Here is a 22,037-nt window from a genome sequence, read left to right as displayed (position 1 = left end):
ACTTTTTTTAATCGAATCGATGTGGTGCTTTTACCTATAATGAAGTGAGAAGTCCTATATTTTATATAAGGAGCCTAGTGATGAAAAACGATCGTAGAGAGGCTTTTATTCAGTACTTGGCGTCTAAAAATGATTGGTGCACAGCGACAAATTTGGCAAATTACTTCAAAGTGTCGACAAGAACGATCAGAAAATATGTCAATGAAATAAATGAAGATCAGTTGGTGATCGCTTCCTCGTCGCAAGGGTATCGGCTAGTAAGCAGAGAGAAAGTGAAAGCAGACAATCATTATACGTCTCCTATAAACCGCATTAAAGTGATTTTAAAAGAATTGATTCTTCATACAGAAGGACTCAATATATTTGATTTAGGTGATAAATTGTTTTTAAGTGTTTCGTCGATCGAACATGACATTGTTCAGGCCAATAAAATGATTAAGCCGTACCATTTAAAAATCCGCCATAAGAAAGATACACTTATTTTAATAGGCGAAGAAAGAGAAAAGCGCCGTCTGATGAGCTTTATTATTTCACAAGAAACGTCCGGAGAATTTTTAAGTTTAAAAGCGGTTCAGAATGCTTTTCCGAATTACGACGTTTTCACATTAAAAGATGAAATCGTTTCCATTCTTGAGGAGTTTAATTTGTATGTCAACGATTATATTATGAATAATCTTCTCCTCCACCTTGTGATTACAGTCGATCGGATTAAAAACAACAACTCCGTGATTCACTCATCTGATCTGAACAAATTAAAAAGAAATCCTGAAACGGAAGCAGCAAATAAAATGGCGGACTTGTTGGAAGATCAATATGGTATTTCCTTTAATGAATCGGAACGCTACAATTTTATTTTGCTTTTATCAAGTAAAACGACATTGCTTAATTATCAGTCATTAACATCTAGCTCTTTAAATCATTATGTCGATGAACATTATGTAAACCTTTCGCAGAAACTGTTAAAGAAAGTGCATGAACGCTACTTTATTGAAATCATCGATGATGAATTTTTCGTCAAGTTTACGCTCCATATTCGTAATTTAATTTTCCGGGCAAAGAATGAACAAATGGTTAAAAATTCTTTGACTTATAAATTAAAGGATTCATACCCTCTTATTTATGAACTAGCTGTGTTTATCTCGAATCAAATTCAGTTGATGGAAAACATTCATATTAAGGAAGATGAAATTTCCTATATCGCCTTTCATATCGGTTCGTACTTTGAACGGAAGAAAAACTTAGAAAAGAAAATTGTATGTGCAGTCATTTGTCCAAATTATTATGATATGCGTCTACAACTCATTCAAAAGCTTGAAAGAAAATTCCATGATTCTTTAGAGATTATCAAGGTGTTATCTGACTCAAGTGAGATTGCTTTACTCGAACAAATCGATCTAATCATTAGCACATTGCCTATAAAGGATGAACAAACCCCATCAGTATTTATTCATCCGTACTTGACAGAAGAAGACTATGAATACATTCAAATTCAATTAAACAAATTAAGTAAACGAAAACACAATCGCAAAGTGAAACAGTATCTTGATTTGTATTTTGATAAAGAGTTGTTTATGAAAAATGTTTATCTTGATAGCGATGAGGCTTATATTGAATTCATGTCAAACCTTCTCCATAAGAAAGGCTACGTCTCCAAAGAGTATGGAAAGTCAGTACTTGAGAGGGAACGAATGTCCTCCACTGCCTTTAATAACAATGTAGCTGTCCCCCATTCCATGCACATGGACGCGACAAAAACAGGAATTTGTATGATTATCCTCGACCGTCCGGTAACATGGGGAAAAGAGAAAGTACAAGTCATTGTCATGATTTCAATTAATAAGCAGCAACGTGAATTATTCAGCCCTTTCTTCGAAGGGGTAATCAACATCCTTTCCGAATGGAGAAATGTCCATGAGCTAATTAAAGCGAAAGATTATGATGATTTTATGGACAAGATGATGAAGCTGTTAAACGAGAGCGAATAAGCGGAAGCCCCAACTTCTCAGCTCTATGACGAAGAAATTGGGGCTTCCTTTTGCTTCTTTTCTAAAGCCAAATCGAATGGTCTTGCTCAGAAGGTAGGCTAATTTCGGTTATTGTTAGTTTACATAATAAATAGTATGTCTATACAATGAAAGATCGCATCTCTACATATTCTCCTGCTCTATTCCTCTCATCCTTTGTCCATCTTTAATCACCATGGTAGCAGTTCCCGAACTGGAAACTTCAGGAATTCGATATTCACGTCCGATCATTTCTCCATCGGTTATTCGTCCCCTCTTACGTCTTTGCAACCGAAGAATTAGCGCTGCTACGCAAAAAAACGAAAAATGCAACTGCAAAATGACAAGGTTGCAACCTCAGGTAGGTAGTAGGTTGCAGGTTTTCGGTTTATGATAGGTGGGAGGTGAAGAAAATGGAATTTTATCAAAAACTTAAAAAAATGCGAGCGCAAAAAGGATGGTCACAGGAAGAATTTGCCGAGAAGCTTCAAGTCTCCAGACAAGCGGTAAGCAAATGGGAAAACGGTCAAGGTTTTCCGGAAACGGAAAAGCTCGTGAAGATGAGCAGGTTATTCCAAGTTTCGCTCGATTATTTATTAAAAGATGAAGACCATCCCCATGGAGAACAAGGAACGATTGAGGAAGGCTATTATGCCAGTCAAGAAGCTGTTGAAGCCTATCTTTTGAATAAGAAGCAAAAAGCGCAAAAAATCGCGCTTGGAGTAGCTATTCTTATAGCTTCGATCACATTGCCTATGTATGTTCAAGAAGCGTTTGGCTATGTGTTGTTTATGATGATTGTTGCTGTTGGAGTGGCTATCCTCGTGTGGCAAGGTTTTACCGTAAATGAGTATAAAGAGCTTGAAACACAGCCATTAGTTTTTGATGAATCCTTTATTCAAACATTTAGACAGAAAAGCTGGACCAATCGCAAACGTTATGGATTATTAATTGTAACTGGAATTGTAATTATCATAGTAAGCCTTGCGATCCCTTTTTTGACTGACAACACAGGGAATGCAGGAAGAGATCCACTTCTAGCACTAATGCCAATTATATGGGCGCTGGCGGTGTATTTGTTCATTATTGCAGGATCAGCAATGGAAGGCGAACGGTTCATTACAAACAATGAAGACTACTTAAAGGAGAACGAAAAATATGAGGAATCGAGCAAACATGCCTGGATTCATGGCGTAATTTGGCCATTGACGATTGTTGTTTTTCTGGCAATCGGTTTTATTTGGGATGCCTGGCATCCTGGCTGGCTAGTGTTTCCGGCTGCGGCTGTATTTACGACCGCTTATACTGCTTGGAAAGGAAGCAAAGACTAATTTCGAAGGTTTATGTTTATGGATTTTCGGTTTTGAACAGAGTATGATTGCCAATTCTAATGCTGAAAGTTTCCAACTCGTGGGCCATCGTCGTATCAAAGGGGAGCTTTTGTTTGGGAAGGAGTGGCTTGTAGCCCCCTTCCCCCTTTCCCTTTAAAAACGCTAATTTTTTTTTGAATTTAGCTGTATAGCCGAGAAAAAACAGGGCAAACTACGAGCAGCTAACTCATAATAAAAAAGGAGCGTTTGGCATGGTGTCGTTTTTCATCCACGCGTTCGTTTCCATTTTTGTGATCCTTTACCCCATAGGCAATCTCTCTGTGCGGCTAGGGCTCGCTCATATAAAATGGGATACTCGGCGAATACATAAAGCAGCAAAAGCCATCCTTGTTGTTTTAGGAGCCTTGACAACGTTGTTACTGCTGGAACAATTGTTGTTATTGCTCTATAACATTTCCATTGAAGCATTTACGATTGGCTGTGGGCTATGTTTATTAGTGATTGGCTGTAAATTGCTGCAAGGGAAAACGAGTTCTCGCAGCAAGCAAAAAACCATTTTCGCTACAGTTGCTAGCCAGGGCGCTGCCGGAGCAACCATGTGCTTAACGGAGAACCAGAATCACCGCTGGTTTTATGTGCCGATTACTTTTTTGGCATTCGTGAGTGTGCTCGTTTTATCGCTTGTGCCCCTCTTGGTTGCCAATTGGCTTCGTGGGCGCACGGGCCAAAAGGGATTATCATTGGTGAAACGAGCAACTGGTGTTGCCTTAACGGTGATTGCGATTGAAATGGTCGTCATGGGCTTTGCTGATATCCTTCCATCTTTTGAACAAGAAGCAGCATAAAGACAAAAAAGATTGCCGTCGGTGGCAATCTTTTTTGTTGTTAGGAAAGTTCGTATAGGTTGCTGTATTTCTCAGTTAAATAGGAAAGCAAAGGCTTAGCGTCAATCGATTTCCCAGTAATGTCAGCAATGATTTCTTGCGGTTTTTTTAATTTGCCAAAACGATGTACGTGCTTTGTCAGCCATTCGCGAATAACAACGATCTGTTCTTGTTCAAGCAATTGATCGAAATTTGGCAAATCGTTTAACATCGCTTGTTTCATTTGTGCCGCGTAAATGTAGCCAAGTGCATACGATGGGAAATAGCCAAAGGAACCTGATGACCAGTGGACGTCTTGGAGAACGCCTTCTCCATCGTTTTCAGGCCGGATGCCTAAATATTCTTCCATTTTCTCATTCCATAGACGTGGCAAATCTTTGACTTCAATCGTCCCTTCAAATAAGCCTTTTTCTAATTCATAGCGCAAAATAATGTGCAGGCAATAGGTAAGTTCATCTGCTTCAATACGAATGAGAGATGGTCTAGATTCGTTTAAAGCAAAGTAAAAGTCCTCAAGCTCGACATCGTCAAATTGGCTGCCAGCATGTTGTTTTAAAAGAGGATACACGTTTTTCCAGAAAGGAAGCGATTGGCCGACAAATTTTTCAAAGAACAATGATTGCGACTCATGTATACCCATAGAAGTGCCACCAGATAGAGGCGTTTCGATTAACTCATGATCGATGTTTTGCTCATAGAGGGCGTGGCCGCCTTCATGGATTGTCCCAAGCAGGGCAACGCGGAAATCATGTTCGTTGTATTTGGTTGTGACGCGCACATCATTTGGGTTAATGCCAATCGCAAATGGATGGACCGTTTCATTTAAGCGTCCTTTGTCAAAATCATAACCAATATGTGTTAGTACAGCATGGCTTAGTTTTTCTTGGGCTGCCTTCGGGAAATAGGCATAGAGAGGCGCCGTATTTGGCTGTTTCTTTGCGTCAGACACCTTTTTCACAAGTGGAATCAACGCTGTTTTTAGCTCTGCAAAAACTCGGTCGAGTGTATCGGTGAAAACGCCTGGCTCATAATCATCGAGGAGCGTGTTGTAAGGATGCCCTTCATAACCGCGGTACTCAATAAACTTTTTGTTGTAAGAGACTAGTTTTTCCAAGTAGGGCTGGAACATCGCAAAGTCGTTCTTTTCCTTCGCCTCCTCCCACACCGACTCGGCTGTGGATTGCAGCATGACATACGCTTTAAACTCGTCAGCAGGAATTTTGGTGTTGCGGTCATATGTTTTCTGGCAATGTTCCTTTGTTTTTTTCACTATATCTGACAAATCCGTTGCTTTGTCCAATGCAGCGAGCATGTCTTTCATCTGATCGGACACAGACATAGCAAACACTTCAGCTGATAAAGTACCAAGCACTTCGGCACGCTGAGGCACGCCTGCTTTTGGCGCGCCCGTACGACTATCCCAAGCCATAAGCGCCATCGCTTGCTTATAATGGTTGATTTTTTTCACATATTCAAGAAACTTCTTTTGGATATCATTTTCCATTTGCTTATAACCACCTTTCTATTTTCTACAATAGCAAGGTTTGTATCGTTTGGACAACTATTTTATGAGCGATATGGTACACTAAACAACGGATAGGAGTGGAAATAAATGAACATTCATGTATCGAAGCAAGCGGCTTCCTTCTATAAAAAAGAAATGGAATTGCCTGCAGGCGCGATTCTTCGCCTGTATGTTCGTGTTGGCGGTGTCGGCTCTGGCGGTTTTTCAGTTGGTATTATGAGAGAAGAGGAACTTAATAACCGCTATTATATCGAATCTGGCTCGCTTTATTTTACTGTTTCAGAAGATGATTTCTGGTATTTGGACGGCATGACCATTGATTATGACGCTGATTTGGAGATGATCGTCTTCCAGCAGCCACGTTTTGCTGATTTGCACCATCCACTGGAAACGTGACAAGGTTGTTGATTTAGAAGGCAAAGAGTTTTATAAATGGGTACCTAAATTTACGAAATTTAGGGGCTGTCCCGCTTTTACACTTTTTTATCATACCGGTTATAAGACAAATTGATCGCCCTTCTGATCTTACGCTCTTTTCCAATACGGGAAAAGTTTCAGTTATTTTTTTGAGCCACAATGATATACACGGATTGATTAGCCACTTTAGCTTGAGGATAAAAAGTATGGACGCTATCAAAGCCAGCACGAAGAATTTCTTCTTTCATCTTTCCCGATGAGACTCTCGGGCCAGTTGATAACTCTGATTTCTCTAATTCAATACAGAGAAACACGCCTTTGCTTTTTAAAACCCTAAATATTTCACCTAATGCAAGCGAAAGTGGTTTCACTTCGTGAAGCGATATGGAAGCAACTGCCTTATCGACTTTTTCGTCATCTAGTTGTATCTCTTTGAAGTCTGATACGAGCGTTTTAATATTGGTTATGCTTTGTTCCTTCGCTTTTGTCTCCAAGTACTTTAAAATCTCTTCATCAAAATCGAGTGCAATGACTTCATCTACATACTTAGAAATGGGAAGACTTATATAGCCTACTCCTGCTCCAAGATCTAATAATGTATCCTCTTTATGAAGGGATATAAACTGAAACAGCTCATCGGCAGGTGGGCGCTTTATCGTCTCCAAATTAGTTATTTTTCTAGTTAATTTCTGATTCATTGTCATTCTCCTTTTTATTAAAGACATTATGAGTCTTTTTTAACTATAATTAAGCCATGAGTCTTTGTCAACTTTTTTTGTCTAAAGATAAGCTATTTTACGGTCATTGGCACTTGCACGCTCGTTGAACAAAGGAAAACCCAATGCCCCATGTTGACGACAAATGGGGCATTGATTTGTGACCATCCTTATTTTAAGGCCATTTTTTGAACGCAGCTAAGTTGCCGTTCTCTCATTAGTGTCAGAGGCTTGCAGTCCATGTTCCTCTGAATAATATGCTGCTTTCGACGGTTGTGTATTGCAGATAAACAATATTATCGTTACGACAAACATTAGGAGGCTTCCGCATACAAGGACGAAGCGAATAGAGATGAATTCGGCCATTATTCCAAACATAATCGTTCCAATAATGATGAAAAAAGCTTCGATGAAACCATAAACACTACCAACCCGCCCCATGACACTGACTGGAACATTGTTTTGGTAAAATGTGTAAAACCCCGTATTCATAAAAGCCATCGAAAATGATAAAGTAAAAAATCCAATTGCTGCCGTTAAAAAAATAGTTGAAAAAGCATATATGATATAACCGATGGAAATCATCAAGGCACCAAGGCCGATTAGCCAGGAGGTAGCTACTTTTTTAACAATGAGTATGTTTACGAAGGAGCCTACAATAATGCCAACACCTGCAATACTTACTAGTAATCCATAATCTCTTTCTGATAAAGAAAGCACTTTTGTAGAAAATGCCGCCTCCAATGAATCGATCGCGGTTGCCAAAACCATTACCCCACTAAATAGGAAGTAAATGACCATAATGTACACGTGTTTACGACTAAAATCAACGACTAGTTGCCAATCAAGTTTTAAGACCGTCAAACTTATTTTTTCTTCTTTCGCTTCAATAACATCATTTTTTTCAATATTAGGCATGAATAATGTGAGTAGTGCTGATAAAAACAGAGCAATTGCATTCATGTATATCGCAAAATTGGGGGTGCCAATCATAAACAACATTCCTGCAATAGCAGGCCCAATAACAAATGCCCCAGAATCAATGAAGCTTCGGAGAGAATTAAACCGTTTTCTTTGGTCCTGTGGAATTAACTTCGTAATATAAGTCATTGATGTAGGCTCATACATGGAACTAGCTATATTTATTAAGAAGACAATGCCGTATATTGCCCAAAGAGATGATAGTGAAGGAAGTACAGCAATAAACACTGCTTGGAATATAGCGCACCATACTATAAGATGCTTTTTATTTAATCGGTCAATTAGACTACCTGACCAAAAGGTGGTAAATAATGCTGATAACGCGCGAAGGATATATAGACCCGAGACAGCCATTACGCCCATCCTATCAAGAACGATTAAATTTAATGCTATAAAATACACCCATTCCCCTATACTGGAAATGCCAATACTGGACAATAAAATGGACGGGTATTTCCACGACTTTATAAACTTTTTTATACGCATTTTTATTTCCACTCCTTAGAGAATCTAAATTTGGACAATAAAAAAACTCACCCCCAAGACCGTTGTCTTGAGGACGAGTTGTTGCGCGCCGTGGTGCCACCCCAGTTTGGCAATATGTCACCATATTACCCTCATTAGGTACGGTATGAAGCCCATACGTATACCCTAGCTCTATAACAGGAGCTCCTGTCACACTATCACCTACATGGATCCAATGTGCCGCTCTGAGGCTTGCTTCCAACCATTCATTCTTACTCCTTTTCACCAACTGGAGCTCTCTTTGAAGAATTCCCGGTTGTACTCTTCTCTTCATCGCATTTTTTTGATTGTCGCTTAATGAATGTTAGACAATCATAGCAAATCTTTAAGTGGAAAGTAAAGAACTTTATAAGCCAAATTATCCTTGTTTCAAGTGAATGGTCGTCGATGGTATATCCCAATGCAAAAATGTTAGCTAGCTACTATCGCAAAGTGGAAGATTGTATGAGACCTCTTTCCCTTTGTTGTTTGTCTTATTTGACCATAGATAGCGCCGCCTAGTCTTGCAAGTCTTCTTCTGCCTCATGCAATTGATGGGCTGCTTGGTCGAGCAAAGCCGATGAATGAGCTGCAAAAGCGTTATCCATGTTATGCTGGTGGGCAAGTGCATGTGTAAATTGTTCGCGTGCTTGCTTTAATGCCGCATTTGCATTTTCAAGTTGGTCAGGGTCCATGCTATGGGTAGCTTGGCCAACCGCACGTTGTGCAGCTTGGATGGCAAGTTCAATTTGCTTGAGGTCGTTGTAGCCATATACATCTTTAGGGTAATTGTTCATGTTGCTGCCTCCTTTATGGCTAGCATGAACGGATTTATACCCATTTATTCAAGTTAGTTAACATAATAAAAATACGGTTTACTTACTTTGAAAGGCTGCAATGGCGCTAAATTCTGTTTCTAGTTTTTGGTACAGGCGTTCATACATGGCAAACAGCTCTTGGTATACTTCTGTATGCTGAAGGTTAGGCTTAAAAAGGAGTGCCTGCTCTTTTTTCTCTGTTTTTGCTGCGGTAAACAGATCGAGTTCTCCTATCGCATGTTTGGCAAGCAAAACAGCTCCTAGCGCTGAAGCATGGTGAGACGGGGGCAAAGAGACATCTTGTCCAATGATATCCGCCAGCATTTGTACCCATTCAGGCGAGCGAGCAAATCCGCCTGAAGCTTGGACACGGTCGATTGTACCAAGGGATTGCTTCAATGCGTTTACAACGGAGCAAATGCTATATAGGACTCCTTCCATTACAGCTCTTGCAAAGTGTGCATGTTGATGGTGCATAGAAACGCCAAAAAAAGTCCCTCTTGCATCCGGGTCCCAAAATGGAGCACGCTCCCCATTTAAAAATGGAAGAAACAGCAAACCTTCGGAACCAGCAGGAACATTGGCCGCTGACTTAATAATCAATTCATGGATAGAGCGTCCATTTGCTTCCGTTTGCATTCCTTTTGAAAATTGGTCAATAAACCATTGCAATGCCATACCGCCGTTGTTGGTCGCACCGCCTGCGATGAACTTTCCTTCTGTAAGCGCATAACAAAATGTTCGCTGTAACTCGTCCGTCACTACGTCATCTACAAGTGTTCGCACAGCTCCACTTGTCCCAATAGTAATCGCAACCGTTCCTTTTTCTAGCGCGTCAGCGCCAATATTGGCCAATACGCCGTCCCCTGCGCCAATAAAAAAACGGCAATCCGTTCCAACTGGAAGCAGCGCTTGTGCCTCTGCTGTTAGCGGCGGCAATTCGTAAGTGGTGGGCACGAGCAAAGACAACTTATCTTCACTAATTTCAAGAAAAGCTAATACGTCTTTATCCCATGCTTGTTTCCGTAAATGATAAAGGCCTGTCCCACTCGCCATTGAATGATCGATCACATAGTGGCCAGTCAATCGCAAACATAAATATTCTTTCATCGTGATAAATTTATACGCTTGTTTAAAAACAGAGCGCTCATTTTCTCGTAACCAGTGGATTTTGCCAATCCAAGACATCGGATGAATCGGTATTCCTGTATTTTTATAAAAATGTCTTCCTTGGCTTGTCCCTTTTAACGTTTTTATAAAAGGGGCGCAACGATTGTCTGCCCAAGTAATCGCAAGCGTCAGCGGTTTGCCGTTTTGGTCAACGGCGATGAGTGAATGCATGGCTGAGGACAAGGCAACCAATGAAACATCTTTTCCTTGTATTTGCCCTTTATTTATAACGTGGTGAAGGACTGTAAAACAAGCATCAACGACGACATCTGGATCTTGCTCTGCATAGTTTACCTTCCGTTTTAGCAATGGATAGGCAATTTCACATGCGCAAATTTCTTCATTGTTCGCTGTATAGAGCACGGCTTTTGCGCTCGTAGTGCCTATGTCTAAACCAATTGAATACACGAAAAAAAATCCCCCTCTCCCTTCTTATCATTACGCAAATTCGCTTTTTTGTCACGGCTTTTGTGGGAATTACGTGTAGGGTAAGATGGTCAGTATTTCTGTTGATTATCTCATAAGTTGAAGGATTTCAAAAAGGAATTTCTTTTCGCCGCTCCCCTATTTCAGAAAACCAATTGGCATCTTTCAATTCCAGTGCAAGTAATTGCATCGCATGGTAATCCTCGTCTTCTAACGTCAATTCGGCTTTATGTATGTCTTTATAGTAAATTAAAATCGGCGCTTTTGACCGTTCGGGATGAAGCGTATGGAAATAGTACGTTTGGTATAAAGGATCTTTGCAATGAAAGGATTTGTTTTTTTCAATCCACCCTAAAATCGTGTGATTGCCTCGTTTTATTGTTACCCACGAACCATCTAGCATAGCGTGCACTCCTTTAGGTGTAGTGTTGTTTATTTTGTTGTTTTTATGTGAAATACGGTAAGTGAAATTATGAGGAAAGTGATGGAAAAGTAGAGCTACACGTATCAGTCATGGAAAGACATATGTGGCTCCACGGGGGATCTATCAACGAACAACCTATTGTTTGCGCCCGTTTATCAACATAGCGGACTTCGTGATTCCAGGCAGTTTTATTTATGCATCATTTTTGAATGAGTTCTTGCCGGTCATTGATTCGCTGTTTCTATTTTGCCTATTGCTGCTTTAACAGCATGGCAGCTGGGATCCAGCCTTCCTCGCCTTTTTCAGTACGAGCAAACAGCCAGCCGTTTAATTCTTTATTGACAATAAGCCGTTGTCCTACTGCAACTGTCAACTCGTGTGCAGTATAGGATTCCAACAAATAGGCCTCTCCCTTTTCATTTGGAACTGTTAAAAATTGTTTCGGTACCCACCCCTTCTTATGCGATTTGTCCGCTTCACAAAAAATCCACTTTGGGTAATCGGTATCTTCCTCGCCATATTGGACGCTCTCGCCTTTTTCTAAAATGAGTGGATCAGGATAACACGTTTGATACCTTTTAGTAACAATATATAATGACATCTGACGACTCCTCTTCCATTTTTTTTTATTATAGAAGCCAGATAACATTTCGTCAAAATTAAAAAAACATCTCCACAGTGGCGAACAATCTATGTGAAATGGCCAATCAAAAAACGCCCTGCCTAGTGGTTACTATTACCCGGCTTAAACGATGTACATGCCATGAACAGTGAACTTATCCATCTTTTTCCCACCCCACATTCTCTTTTTCATGCATAAAAGAAGTGGCTCAACACAGACTAATGGACATGCCAATCTCGGAGTGATGCCAATGCCTAAACAAAGCAAACAAGGCCGTTTCGAACGAAAAATCCGTAAACAAAAACGTTCAAGCGCGAAGACGCTGGAAGAGCTCCTTGACTTGTGTCGGCGATCAAATGATTTTCATTCCTTTAAACAGGCGGACGACAATCCTTTTGAGATTTATTATTTTTCATCGATCGTCAAATCCAACGTCATCCATGAACAGATTTTGCCAGTTCTTGCTAATAAGCAACTTAAAACACTCGTTGGGGTAAAAGAAGCGATTAGAGTAGAAGAAACGAAAATTGAACATCAGTTAGCTAAAATTGAACAAGCTTTAATGCGCGGCGAAGTCCTTATTTGTCTTCAACAGGCACCGACAGAAGCATTGCTTGTCCCAGCAGAGCAAGCTGAAACTCGTTCGATTAACCCGCCTGAAGTTGAGTTTAGTGTAGTTGGGCCAAAAGAAGCGTTTGTTGAACCGCTGTCGACAAATATAAACTTAGTGCGCAAGCGGCTGCCGATTCCAGACCTTGTCATAACCGAACGGATCGTTGGCCATTTAAGTAAAACAAAAGTAGCGATTCTACATATAGACGGCATTACAAATAATCAAGTCGTACAAACAGTAACACAGCGCATTGAAGACATCGGCTTTGATGAAATCATCGATAGTTCTTATATCGCGCAATTGATTTCAGATGACTCCAATTCGATTTTTCCGCAACTGATTGATACAGAACGCCCCGACCGAGTTGCTGCGTTGCTCGCCGAAGGAAAAGTTGCCGTAATTGTTGATGGTTCGCCCCATGCACTTACTGGTCCAACTTCATTTGTTGAATTTTTTTCTGCTTTTGAAGATTATTTTTTGTCATGGCCGCTCGCATCTGCTTTTCGCCTGATCCGTTTATGTGCTGTGCTGTTTTCGATTTTGTCGACTGCGTTATATGTGGCTGTCATGACGTACCATTATGAAATGATTCCGACACAACTGCTGAATACACTCGTTTCCTCGCGAAGCGGCATTCCCTTTCCGCCTATTTTTGAGGCGTTGATTCTCGAACTTGTCATTGAGTTGCTAAGAGAGGCTGGAGCACGATTGCCGACTAAAATTGGCCAAACGCTTGGGATCGTTGGCGGTATTGTGATCGGAACTGCTGCCGTCGAAGCAGGCCTTACAAGCAATATACTCTTAATCATTGTTGCTTTGACTGCGCTTGCTTCCTTTACGACACCTATTTACCAAATGGGCAATACAATCCGGTTGATTCGTTTTCCTTTTATTCTTGCTGCCCAGTGGCTTGGCTTTTTAGGAGTAGCGGCTTGTTTCGCCCTCATTCTAAGCCATTTACTTGTTTTAACTTCGCTTGGACAACCTTATTTAGCACCAATTTATCCGTTGAGAGTAACTGATTTGAAAGACTCCTTTTTTAGGTTGCCGTTTAACAAACAGAAAAAGCGCCCCGTAAGCGTACGAGCTAAGAAACGCAAGCGCTTTAGCTCCAGCCACGACGGCAACCATTTAAAAAAGCGCGACATCGAGGAGTAAAAAAAGGAGTGGACCAATGATGCCAGCTACACACACTCAAGCCCCAAGTGAAAGTCGGCTACTTTCGCCGTTTTTCAGCTTTTTTATCGTTGTCGGCGCTCAAATCGGCGTTGGCGTCCTTGGTTTTGAGCGAATTATCGCTACGTTTTCAGGCCAGGACGCTTGGTTATCTGTGGTGCTGGCAGGGATGACAGTCCATGTACTCGTGTGGCTTCTATACGGCATATTGAAGCGAGGGGAAGGAGACCTTGTCGCGATCCACAAAGCCGTGCTTGGAAAAGCAGTTGGTGGTTTGCTGAACCTTTATTTTATCGGCTATTTTGCCTTGCTTGCTTACACGGTCATTCGTACGTATATCGAGATTATTCAAATGTGGATGTTTGTCGAAGTGTATGTATGGGTATTGTTTTTGCTGCTCGTCTGTCTTGCCTATTCTTATGTAACAAATGGGCTGCGTGTCGTTGTCGGTCTTTGTGTGATTGGCCTCTTTGTTTCAGCCCCATTGCTTTTGGCAAATTATTTTGGATTTACACATGCGAATGTTAGCAATCTGTTCCCTATGTTCGAACATTCACCGCAAGCCATTCTCCTCGGCAGCAAAGCAATGACGCTTAATATGCTCGGCTTCGAGGTTTTATTGGTTGCCTATCCCTTTTTAAAAAACGGTCCTGCCTCGCAAAAATGGAGCCATTTAGCGGTCTTTACGACCACTCTCATCTACACGCTTGCGATTGTGTTAACGACTATCTATTTTAATCAAAATCAACTTAATCAAACGATTTGGGCCACAATTACATTATGGAAAGTCGTCGATTTGTCCGTCATCGAACGGTTTGAGTACATTGGTATTTCGACTTGGCTATTTGTTGTGTTGCCTACCATTTGCTTGCTGCTTTGGGCAGCAAGCCGCATTGCAAACCAAGCATTTTTCATCAAGCAACGCACCGGATTGCGTCTATTAATTGCTTTGCTATTTGTTTGCTCCTTTTTCGTCGTAGGGCGTAAAGAAGTCAATCAATTGAATGATGTGACAGCCGAAATTGGCTTTTGGACCATTATCACTTACATCCCGTTTTTATACATTGCCCAAAAAGTAAAGCTTGCTGTTATTAAAGGAGAGAACAAACGATGAAAAAATGGCTGCTTGCCCTTTGCTGCGTTTTAGTGCTAGGAGGATGCGCGCCTCGTACAAAAGTGATTGAAGACATTCAGCTCATTCAAGCAATTGGCTATGATTATGTGAATAAAAACGAATTCAGGAGCGTAGCGAGTTCACTCATCGTCCTTCCTAGCGAGGAAACGCTGCCGCAAACAAAAATATTTACTGCTACCGGAAATACTTCCCGGATCACACAAAAAAAAATACAAGCAAAGTCATCCAAATATATGGTTGTTGGCCGGATTGGGCTCATGTTGTTTCAAGACCGCCTTGCCGAAGACGGCATTTTTTATTTTTTAAATGTCCACCAACGGGATTCAATGATCGGACGCAATCTTCGCCCTGCGATTGTTGAAGGAAAAACATTCGATTTGCTCTCTAAAAATTACCATTTGGACACGACTGTTTATCAATATTTAAGTGAATTACTTGAACAGAGTGAACGGGAAATTTACCCACGTGTCACGCTGCATACCGCCTTATACCAATATTACGCAGAAGGCACTGATATGTTTTTGCCCATCATCAAAGGCAATGATGATCACGCTCGTGTAACAGGCCTGGCCTTGTTTAAAAAGGACCGTTGTGTCGATAAGCTAAATGTCAGTGAAGCTTCCTTTTTTAAATTGCTTTCAGAACCGTTCCGAGGTGGTTTTTACCAAGTGCAAATTAGCAGCGATTCGTTTGCAAGCCTTGAGAATGTCCAAGCAACACCTCAATACACGATTACCAAAGACGATAACGGCTTACATGTTTCTATTCTCGTCTACATGAAAGGCGTTGTTAGTGAAAGTGGCGATTTAAGCATGAGTGCCAAAGACCTCACTAAAATAAAAGAGCTCGGCATTCAACAGTTCGAAGAGCAAATGCAAACACTAGTTAACAGGTTCCAACAGCGCGGCATCGATCCGATTGGCCTTGGCGACGTGGCCAGTAGCAAAATCCGCCATTTGAATATGGAGCAATGGCATGACACCTACCCATCTCTTGATATTGATGTCAACGTCGATCTAACCGTGATCGGAAGCGGCATTACAGATTAAAGCGCAAAAATCGTATCTGGTCTTTGGATACAGCTTGTTGATTTAATAAACTGCAACTAAAAAATCGCTCTTACTGTATACTCGGATTGGAATATCAGGATACTCTTTTTTTAAAGAAGGAATTTGTTGCAACGCTTTTTCCTTTTTCTTGTAATACTCAGGCTTGCCTACCCGCTGCCCTGCTTCATCAATGAGCGTAATCAGCCACATTGCCTCAAATACGTCGTATGTGATTTCAATTCTGCTATCCATAAAAACAAGCCTCCATTTATTCATTGATACTGTTTCATATCATTGTAGCAAAAAAGCAAGAAAAATGTCGATTTTTCTACTGCGATTAAGAAACAGAGCGTAGACAAAACGCCTTTGAGAAAATGATTCTCAAAGGCGTTTTGTTGATGATAAAAAGGTGGGTGGACTTTGGAGACTTTGAAGTTGGAGGGGTGTTCTTCCTCCAACTCCAGGTGGCTAATTTTTTCAAGTTCATCGCAGCGAAAACAAGCATCGCCTGCATTGCATTTTTTTCCAACCCTTTCAGGTTGGTCCAACGCAGACCATGCTTCTGTTTCAGATCGGCAAAGACACGCTCAATCGTTTCTTTTCGCTTGGCATAGATGTCTCGGTTCCGTTCCGTATGCCTCAGATGTTCTGCCTCATCCAGAGCATCTTGCCAAATATGGCGAAGAACGAGCTTTTGGTGGTTTTGGCTCTTTGTACATTGAGCGAGCAGTGGGCACGTCTCACAAATCCGAGGGTCGGAGACATATTCCCGGTACCCCTCTCGATTCGTCGTTCGGTAAGAAAGCACCTGGTTTTGTGGGCAGAGAAAACAATCGTAGTATTCATCATAGACAAACTCGTTTTTTCGGATATAGCCTTTAGGGGTCATCGGGCGTTTATACGGCATAACCGGATGAACGCCTTCTTCTTGAAGTTTTTTGGCAATGGCAGGCGTTTTATAGCCCGCATCCACAGCGGCGACCTTCGGTCGGCACACCTTGTCTTTCAATTGGTCAAACAGTTCGTGGAATACTTGGCTGTCGTGGACATTCCCCGGTTTTACGATCGTACCTAAAACAAATCCATTGGCATCACAAGCGGTATGGAAACTGTAGGCAAACATCTTTTCCCGCTCGCTTTTGACGTAATAACCGCTCTCAGGATCCGTGGTACTCTCCTTGACCTCCCTCGTAGGATCTTTTTTCGAGGGAGGCAGGGGCTTTTTTCCGTTTTTCACCCGTTCCCCATTGATTTCTTCTTCTAGTTGGTTTTGATAGGCACGCGTCTCGGTGCGTACGACCTTTTTACGATGCTTTCGTTTATTGGCGTTGGCTTTAATGGAAGTCGAGTCGATAAAAGCCACCTCTGGACTCACAAATCCTTTGTCCATAGCTTGTTTCAGAATCCGATAAAAGAGTTGTTCAAACACGTCACTGTCCCGGAAACGACGAACGTAGTTCTTCCCAAACGTAGAAAAGTGGGGAATCTTGTCCTCAAAGCCAAATCCTAAAAACCAACGGTAGGCCACATTGGTTTCGATTTCTTTAATCGTTTGGCGCATCGAACGAATCCCAAAGATGTATTGAATGAAAACCATTTTGATTAACACCACGGGATCGACACTCGGCCGGCCCCTGTCTTTTGAATAAAGGTCTTCGACAAGGTCATAAATGAAATCAAAGTCAATCGCCGCATCAAGCTTCCGAACGAGATGATCCTCTGGCACCAGCTTTTCAATCCAGACCATCTCCATCTGCATCCGTTTATCTTCCAGCTGTTTGGACAACATGTTTCCTCTCACCCCGTACCCTTTTTCTCTTTTTTATTGTACAAAAAAGCCTGTCGACTGTCTCGGGAAAACCGAGACTTTGTCGACAGGCTGGAAAATGGATTCTGCAAGCAAAAAAAGCCTTTGCCACAATGGCAAAGGCTTCAAAGGAAAATTTTGAAAAGGGATAAGGGGGATCTTACAAATCAAATGATAATGAATATCATTCTCGTTGTCAAGTCCTTTTTCGTACTATCCTCTCTAAAATGCCTTTAAAAAAGGAGCTGACCAAAAGTCAGCTCCAATCATGGCTCACCCCACTACCAGAAAGAAGGGAGATAACTGCATTATAACGAATCATATTTTTACTGTAAACAAAAAAATTGACCTAAGGAAACTTTTTCATGCAAAATAGCCAACTAAAAACGGCAACAGCACCGATAAAGGGCTGTCGCCAATTCATTCATTAAGTTAACTGCGTATCGAGTTCGTAAACAACATCTGTTAAAACAGTCGCTGAAGCAGAGATTTCTTGCATCGATGCGCTCAGTTCTTCCACTACTGCCGCTACATGTTGTATGCTGCCATTTGCTTGTGCCGCTATCGCAGAAATATCAGCAATCGTGCCCGAAATGCGGTCCATATGGCTAGAGACGTCGCGAATAGATTCTGAGACATCTTGGATAAACTCATCGACTTCAAGAGCATTGTCGTAAATGTCTTTAAAGACAGTGCCAACTTCACGGCTCATCGTTATTCCGTCTTCCACAGAAACTGTGCTTTTTTCAATCACTTCGGCTGCTTGTCTGCTTTGCTGATGAATTTCAGAAATGATCTCTTGAATATCGCTTGTCGCTACATTTGTTTGTTCTGCTAATGATCGTACTTCGTTGGCGACCACAGCAAATCCCCTTCCATGTTCGCCTGCCCGCGCTGCTTCAATTTCGGCATTAAGGGCTAGCAAATTGGTTTGTTTCGAAATCCCGATAATAAATGTCAGAATCTGTTCAATTTGCTCTGTCTTTTTTCCAAGCTCACGAATGACTTCGTGGGAATGCTGGACATGATCACCAATCAGATCAATTTGGGCTGCAATATTTTCGACGGCTTTGTTCCCGTTTTTAGTATGAGTTAAAGCGGTTTGCGAAGATTGGGCGACAAATTCCGTGCTTTCTAATACTTCTTTTACGTTAAAGACAATTTCCGCAGCTGTGCTGTTCACGTTTTGGATAGCTTCTACTTGTCCTGTGTTGCCTGCCGCTACTTCCTGCATCACTTCTGCAATCTCCGCTACCCCTTCGCTTGTTTCAGCGGCAGATGCTTGCAATTGTGCGGAAACGGTAGTTGTTTTTGCAGTTAGCTGGTTGTTCTTTTCTTGATTGTCTTTTACCGTAAGCGCCTCAAGCAGCTTCTCGAGCTGACTCGCAGCTTTCCCTTCTTTAATTGCATCAAGATTGATCTGTTGTTCTGCTTTTTTTAAAGGGGCAAACATGCGCTTGGAGAAATAGCCAGCAAGGAGCACGGTGATTCCTCCGGCAATTATAAGGCTCACCCACAGTTCAAAACGAGCAAACGAAAAGGGATAACTAAGTTGCCCAGCAATTGCCAGTACGACAACCGGGACAATCATCGCTATAAGGGTGCAGCCAGCTAATCGAATTCGCAGTTGCTTATAAACTGAATTTTTTCTTTTCATATTTGCTAACCGCGCCTTTCTATCTTCTCATTTACATTTTAAAATCGGGAGCGCCAATAAACGCAAGTGCCTGGTCTAAATCAGTAAATGCCCGCACGCTTTCATACGTTCCCGCCTTTTTTGACAAGCGGTTTAACTGCATTTTCAATGTAACATTCGGCGTAATTGTGGCATTCTTATCAACATTGCTGGCTACCCACTCCATTAATTCTCCCCATATTTCGCTCACTTCTGGTTTGGCAACCGTTTTAATATGGCTATTGTCATTTAGGAATTTCTTTATGCCTGGCTTGCTTAGTTCGCTTTTGACAAAAGCAGCTTGTTCTTTCGCTTCCTCCACAGTCGCAGCCATTTCCAAATACTTGAAGTAAAAAACGTCACCTTTTATTTTCGTTTCAAATTTTGCCATTTTTGCTTCCCCCAATTCAAATGTTGTAAAACCGAAAAACGAGCCTTGGTATGTGGCTAATTGCTATGGTGTGTATTCATCACATACTTGCTTAAATACAAATAACGCATGGATTGCTTTTGGAAATCCGGCATACGCACTGCAATGATTAATGACTTCCAAAATCTCTTCCTTTGACACCCCGACACGCAATGCTGCTTTGTAATGATAGGTTAGCCCCCTGCCTTGGTCCCCTTGTGTAATTAAAGAAGAAAGCGTAATTAACGCCCGTTGTTTTAAGTCAAGTGCTTCTCCCGCATATACATCGCCATAACCAAACTCAAGCGCTAGCTTCGCAAGGCGCGGTGAAAACGCTTCGACTGCCTTCATCGCCTCGATCCCTGCTTCACCCGCCATTTCTTCAATTTGTTTCCATCCTAATTGTGCTTTTTCCATGGTTTGAGTTCCTTTCTTTACCCTCGTCCGAGCGTTGGCGGCGTCTCTTCTTTGCTGACGATGACTTCTACCACTACTGGCCCCTCAAATTGGTTACCTTTCTGCACCGCTTCTTTCACTTCTGCCGCAGTTTTGCAACGAAACCCTTTTGCCCCTAAAGATTCTGCAAATAGAGCAGCATTGATTTCCTGTTCAAACCTTGTTCCTGCTGTCCGACCTAAATTATGCTTCATTCCTTTATCAACCATATCAAGCATGCCATTATTAAAGACAACGAATATGACATTCGCTTTTTGGTCGACTGCTGTGGCTATTTCTGTCCCGTGCATGTATAAGCAGCCATCTCCAGTAAAACAAGCAATTGGTTGTTGAGGCTGAGCCAGCTTTGCCCCTATTGAAAGACCGATCGCATGGCCCATTGCACCAAACACATCATCGAAGTAAAACGTTCCCGGAACCAATGTTCGAAAATGCTTAATTGCATAAAACGTATGGCTGCCGTCATCTCCATAAACAACGGTGTCTGCTGGCAGCACTTCCCGAAGTACGCCCATTATTTGCGCGGTAGAAAGTCGATCACAAACATCGACTGGCGCGCGGTTCCTGTCTCTGTACTCTCGCAAATCAACCTGTTGCCGTTGTGGAAATTCCTTTGCCTCAAGCAGCAGTTGCTGTAAATTGATTTTGGCGTCTCCTTGGACAAACAGCGTATCAGCAGGCAGCGATTTCCCGACAAACAGCCCTTGATAATCAAAATGGAGCACTTGACTTGGCATTCCTCCTGCTGTAAGCCCTACTGTTGACATATCGCTTAGTTTTGAGCCTACTACAAGAAGCAGGTCAATCTGCTTATCTTTTACATAAGCAGCAGCTCCTTCTGTACCGCCTAATCCGAGACTGCCAAGAGAAAGAGGATGATCGGTCACAAACGTCCCTTTTCCACCAGGAGTCGTCACAACAGGTATACTCCACTTTTCTGCTACTTGTTCAACTTCCTTATAAGCACCAGAAAGATGGGCCCCTTTTCCAACTAACATGAGTGGACGTTTTGCTCTATTTAATGCTTTAATTGCTAGTTGAATGTTTCCTGAGCGTAGATGGTCTTGCACCGGTAAACGAGAAAGCGTAAATTCGTCCACTTCCTCAATCAAAATATCCAACGGAACGGACAAATGGACCGGCCCTTTTGCTCCGGTCAACGCCTGCTCTTCCGCATGCTGTAAATAGCGTTTGAGCATTCCTTTGCTTTCGACTTTCGCGCTGAATTTTGTTACAGGCTTGAACAAAGCTACTAAGTCAGTGCCAAACATGCTTGAATCCTGGCCAAGCGCCATCCCTGATTGTGAAAGTGGCGGATGTCCTGTAATGAATAAAACGGGCGCATGGAAGGCTTGGGCCTGGGCAGCCGCAGTGATCATGTTTGTGCCCCCTGGACCAGACGTCCCGATTGCCACTCCTAGTCCACCTGTTTGCAAGGCATATCCAGTAGCCATAAAGCCTGCGCCACCTTCATGTCTAGCCAGGACAAACGATATTCCACTTTCCTCCATTGCCAAGATCAGTGGAACAACCGGTTTTCCAGGAACGCCAAAAACCGTCTCGCAACCTTTTTCCTTCATAAATTTCACCATCATTGACGCAACTTTTGGCATTCATACTCCCCCTACGCACTTCTACAGCTTCATTGGTACCTATCAAACAAATCTCGACACATGTAACGCCCAAGATAAGTGGGGGTCATTGCCGAACTTATTTACATATTATTTCTTATGGTAATTAAATCTTTGTATACACCACCTTCATTACACCTCATTTGGTCATGTTTAAACCACACTCCCCTTTTATATCGGAAACGAACCGCTATCCTTTAAGGCAGTACCTGTGAACAGATTGTAAAAAAGTAAGGCATTACGAAGGAAATTCTGCGATGGTCCT

General features: G+C 41.9%; 20 protein-coding genes and 1 other annotated feature. Of the genes, 7 read left to right on the top strand and 13 right to left on the bottom strand.

The window, feature by feature from the left end:
- The first annotated feature begins 80 nt into the window (after positions 1-80).
- The 3 genes from BC8716_RS18200 to BC8716_RS18190 all read left to right on the top strand — a co-directional run bounded on the left by BC8716_RS18200 (position 81) and on the right by BC8716_RS18190 (position 4,179).
- Positions 81-1,985 (top strand): BglG family transcription antiterminator, encoded by a 1,905-nt coding sequence (locus BC8716_RS18200; RefSeq protein ID WP_094427994.1) that lies wholly within the window; start codon positions 81-83, stop codon positions 1,983-1,985.
- Between the two features lie 431 nt (positions 1,986-2,416).
- A complete protein-coding gene (locus BC8716_RS18195) occupies positions 2,417-3,334 on the top strand; it encodes a helix-turn-helix domain-containing protein (protein WP_094427992.1) in 918 nt (305 codons plus the stop codon).
- 251 nt (positions 3,335-3,585) lie between these two features.
- On the top strand, positions 3,586-4,179 hold the full coding sequence (locus BC8716_RS18190) for a MarC family protein (protein WP_094427990.1): 594 nt from the start codon (positions 3,586-3,588) through the stop codon (positions 4,177-4,179).
- A gap of 40 nt (positions 4,180-4,219) precedes the next feature.
- On the opposite strand, the gene BC8716_RS18185 is transcribed toward BC8716_RS18190, so the two are convergent.
- On the bottom strand, positions 4,220-5,722 hold the full coding sequence (locus BC8716_RS18185; protein WP_094427988.1) for a carboxypeptidase M32: 1,503 nt from the start codon (positions 5,720-5,722) through the stop codon (positions 4,220-4,222).
- Positions 5,723-5,830: 108 nt separating this feature from the next.
- Between BC8716_RS18185 and BC8716_RS18180 the strand changes: the two genes are divergently transcribed.
- Complete coding sequence (locus tag BC8716_RS18180; RefSeq protein ID WP_094427986.1) at positions 5,831-6,139, top strand: iron-sulfur cluster biosynthesis family protein; 309 nt, start codon at positions 5,831-5,833, stop codon at positions 6,137-6,139.
- A 158-nt stretch (positions 6,140-6,297) separates the two neighbouring features.
- Here BC8716_RS18180 and BC8716_RS18175 read toward each other — a convergent pair whose 3' ends face one another.
- The 6 genes from BC8716_RS18175 to BC8716_RS18145 form a co-directional block, all read right to left on the bottom strand.
- On the bottom strand, positions 6,298-6,858 hold the full coding sequence (locus tag BC8716_RS18175) for a class I SAM-dependent methyltransferase (RefSeq protein ID WP_094427984.1): 561 nt from the start codon (positions 6,856-6,858) through the stop codon (positions 6,298-6,300).
- A gap of 216 nt (positions 6,859-7,074) precedes the next feature.
- On the bottom strand, positions 7,075-8,343 hold the full coding sequence (locus BC8716_RS18170; RefSeq protein ID WP_094427982.1) for an MFS transporter: 1,269 nt from the start codon (positions 8,341-8,343) through the stop codon (positions 7,075-7,077).
- Positions 8,344-8,409: 66 nt separating this feature from the next.
- Positions 8,410-8,665: a binding site (T-box leader), on the bottom strand.
- A 214-nt stretch (positions 8,666-8,879) separates the two neighbouring features.
- Positions 8,880-9,158: a DUF2564 family protein gene (locus BC8716_RS18160; protein ID WP_062746796.1), complete on the bottom strand. Its 279-nt coding sequence runs from the start codon at positions 9,156-9,158 to the stop codon at positions 8,880-8,882.
- A gap of 78 nt (positions 9,159-9,236) precedes the next feature.
- Positions 9,237-10,757: a gluconokinase gene (locus BC8716_RS18155; RefSeq protein WP_094427980.1), complete on the bottom strand. Its 1,521-nt coding sequence runs from the start codon at positions 10,755-10,757 to the stop codon at positions 9,237-9,239.
- A 127-nt stretch (positions 10,758-10,884) separates the two neighbouring features.
- On the bottom strand, positions 10,885-11,178 hold the full coding sequence (locus BC8716_RS18150; RefSeq protein ID WP_094427978.1) for a hypothetical protein: 294 nt from the start codon (positions 11,176-11,178) through the stop codon (positions 10,885-10,887).
- A gap of 271 nt (positions 11,179-11,449) precedes the next feature.
- On the bottom strand, positions 11,450-11,800 hold the full coding sequence (locus BC8716_RS18145) for an SH3 domain-containing protein (protein ID WP_062746790.1): 351 nt from the start codon (positions 11,798-11,800) through the stop codon (positions 11,450-11,452).
- Positions 11,801-12,071: 271 nt separating this feature from the next.
- On the opposite strand from BC8716_RS18145, the gene BC8716_RS18140 reads away from it, so the two are divergent.
- Genes BC8716_RS18140 through BC8716_RS18130 form a run of 3 tightly spaced genes read left to right on the top strand, consistent with a single transcriptional unit; the run spans position 12,072 to position 15,794 of the window.
- Positions 12,072-13,592 carry a spore germination protein gene (locus BC8716_RS18140; RefSeq protein ID WP_094427976.1) on the top strand — a complete coding sequence of 507 codons (1,521 nt, stop codon included), beginning with the start codon at positions 12,072-12,074 and terminating at the stop codon, positions 13,590-13,592.
- Positions 13,593-13,608: 16 nt separating this feature from the next.
- Entirely contained in the window at positions 13,609-14,724 is a 1,116-nt protein-coding gene (locus BC8716_RS18135) for a GerAB/ArcD/ProY family transporter (RefSeq protein ID WP_094427974.1), read from the top strand.
- Positions 14,721-15,794: a Ger(x)C family spore germination protein gene (locus BC8716_RS18130; RefSeq protein WP_094427972.1), complete on the top strand. Its 1,074-nt coding sequence runs from the start codon at positions 14,721-14,723 to the stop codon at positions 15,792-15,794. The genes BC8716_RS18135 and BC8716_RS18130 overlap by 4 nt, the downstream gene beginning before the upstream one ends.
- A gap of 42 nt (positions 15,795-15,836) precedes the next feature.
- Here BC8716_RS18130 and BC8716_RS18125 read toward each other — a convergent pair whose 3' ends face one another.
- From BC8716_RS18125 to BC8716_RS18100, 6 genes are all read right to left on the bottom strand, one after another.
- Positions 15,837-16,046, bottom strand: coding sequence for a hypothetical protein (locus tag BC8716_RS18125; protein WP_035202542.1), 210 nt, complete (start codon positions 16,044-16,046; stop codon positions 15,837-15,839).
- A gap of 85 nt (positions 16,047-16,131) precedes the next feature.
- On the bottom strand, positions 16,132-17,583 hold the full coding sequence (locus BC8716_RS18120) for an IS1182 family transposase (RefSeq protein ID WP_094427970.1): 1,452 nt from the start codon (positions 17,581-17,583) through the stop codon (positions 16,132-16,134).
- Between the two features lie 445 nt (positions 17,584-18,028).
- Positions 18,029-19,258: a methyl-accepting chemotaxis protein gene (locus tag BC8716_RS18115; RefSeq protein ID WP_094427968.1), complete on the bottom strand. Its 1,230-nt coding sequence runs from the start codon at positions 19,256-19,258 to the stop codon at positions 18,029-18,031.
- A 31-nt stretch (positions 19,259-19,289) separates the two neighbouring features.
- Entirely contained in the window at positions 19,290-19,667 is a 378-nt protein-coding gene (locus tag BC8716_RS18110) for a hypothetical protein (RefSeq protein WP_094427966.1), read from the bottom strand.
- A 63-nt stretch (positions 19,668-19,730) separates the two neighbouring features.
- Positions 19,731-20,102, bottom strand: coding sequence for a carboxymuconolactone decarboxylase family protein (locus BC8716_RS18105; protein WP_094427964.1), 372 nt, complete (start codon positions 20,100-20,102; stop codon positions 19,731-19,733).
- Between the two features lie 17 nt (positions 20,103-20,119).
- Positions 20,120-21,754, bottom strand: a complete 1,635-nt coding sequence (locus BC8716_RS18100) for a thiamine pyrophosphate-binding protein (RefSeq protein ID WP_094427962.1) — start codon at positions 21,752-21,754, stop codon at positions 20,120-20,122.
- Positions 21,755-22,037: the final 283 nt, after the last annotated feature.

It is taken from the genome of Shouchella clausii (assembly GCF_002250115.1).
Classification (GTDB): Bacteria; Bacillota; Bacilli; order Bacillales; family Bacillaceae_D; genus Shouchella; species Shouchella clausii.
Note: the sequence above shows the minus strand (reverse complement) of the source record. Positions and strands in the feature narration are given on the sequence as shown.

Bases quoted from the DNA above. Each gene is read 5' to 3' on its own strand.
- BC8716_RS18120 (WP_094427970.1), bottom strand. From the start codon at position 17,583: ATGTTGTCCAAACAGCTGGAAGATAAACGGATGCAGATGGAGATGGTC.
- BC8716_RS18175 (WP_094427984.1), bottom strand. From the start codon at position 6,858: ATGAATCAGAAATTAACTAGAAAAATAACTAATTTGGAGACGATAAAG.
- BC8716_RS18110 (WP_094427966.1), bottom strand. From the start codon at position 19,667: ATGGCAAAATTTGAAACGAAAATAAAAGGTGACGTTTTTTACTTCAAG.
- BC8716_RS18140 (WP_094427976.1), top strand. From the start codon at position 12,072: ATGCCTAAACAAAGCAAACAAGGCCGTTTCGAACGAAAAATCCGTAAA.
- BC8716_RS18150 (WP_094427978.1), bottom strand. From the start codon at position 11,178: ATGCTAGATGGTTCGTGGGTAACAATAAAACGAGGCAATCACACGATT.
- BC8716_RS18105 (WP_094427964.1), bottom strand. From the start codon at position 20,102: ATGGAAAAAGCACAATTAGGATGGAAACAAATTGAAGAAATGGCGGGT.
- BC8716_RS18180 (WP_094427986.1), top strand. From the start codon at position 5,831: ATGAACATTCATGTATCGAAGCAAGCGGCTTCCTTCTATAAAAAAGAA.
- BC8716_RS18195 (WP_094427992.1), top strand. From the start codon at position 2,417: ATGGAATTTTATCAAAAACTTAAAAAAATGCGAGCGCAAAAAGGATGG.
- BC8716_RS18115 (WP_094427968.1), bottom strand. From the start codon at position 19,258: ATGAAAAGAAAAAATTCAGTTTATAAGCAACTGCGAATTCGATTAGCT.
- BC8716_RS18190 (WP_094427990.1), top strand. From the start codon at position 3,586: ATGGTGTCGTTTTTCATCCACGCGTTCGTTTCCATTTTTGTGATCCTT.
- BC8716_RS18135 (WP_094427974.1), top strand. From the start codon at position 13,609: ATGATGCCAGCTACACACACTCAAGCCCCAAGTGAAAGTCGGCTACTT.
- BC8716_RS18145 (WP_062746790.1), bottom strand. From the start codon at position 11,800: ATGTCATTATATATTGTTACTAAAAGGTATCAAACGTGTTATCCTGAT.
- BC8716_RS18100 (WP_094427962.1), bottom strand. From the start codon at position 21,754: ATGCCAAAAGTTGCGTCAATGATGGTGAAATTTATGAAGGAAAAAGGT.
- BC8716_RS18130 (WP_094427972.1), top strand. From the start codon at position 14,721: ATGAAAAAATGGCTGCTTGCCCTTTGCTGCGTTTTAGTGCTAGGAGGA.
- BC8716_RS18200 (WP_094427994.1), top strand. From the start codon at position 81: ATGAAAAACGATCGTAGAGAGGCTTTTATTCAGTACTTGGCGTCTAAA.
- BC8716_RS18185 (WP_094427988.1), bottom strand. From the start codon at position 5,722: ATGGAAAATGATATCCAAAAGAAGTTTCTTGAATATGTGAAAAAAATC.
- BC8716_RS18160 (WP_062746796.1), bottom strand. From the start codon at position 9,158: ATGAACAATTACCCTAAAGATGTATATGGCTACAACGACCTCAAGCAA.
- BC8716_RS18125 (WP_035202542.1), bottom strand. From the start codon at position 16,046: ATGGATAGCAGAATTGAAATCACATACGACGTATTTGAGGCAATGTGG.
- BC8716_RS18170 (WP_094427982.1), bottom strand. From the start codon at position 8,343: ATGCGTATAAAAAAGTTTATAAAGTCGTGGAAATACCCGTCCATTTTA.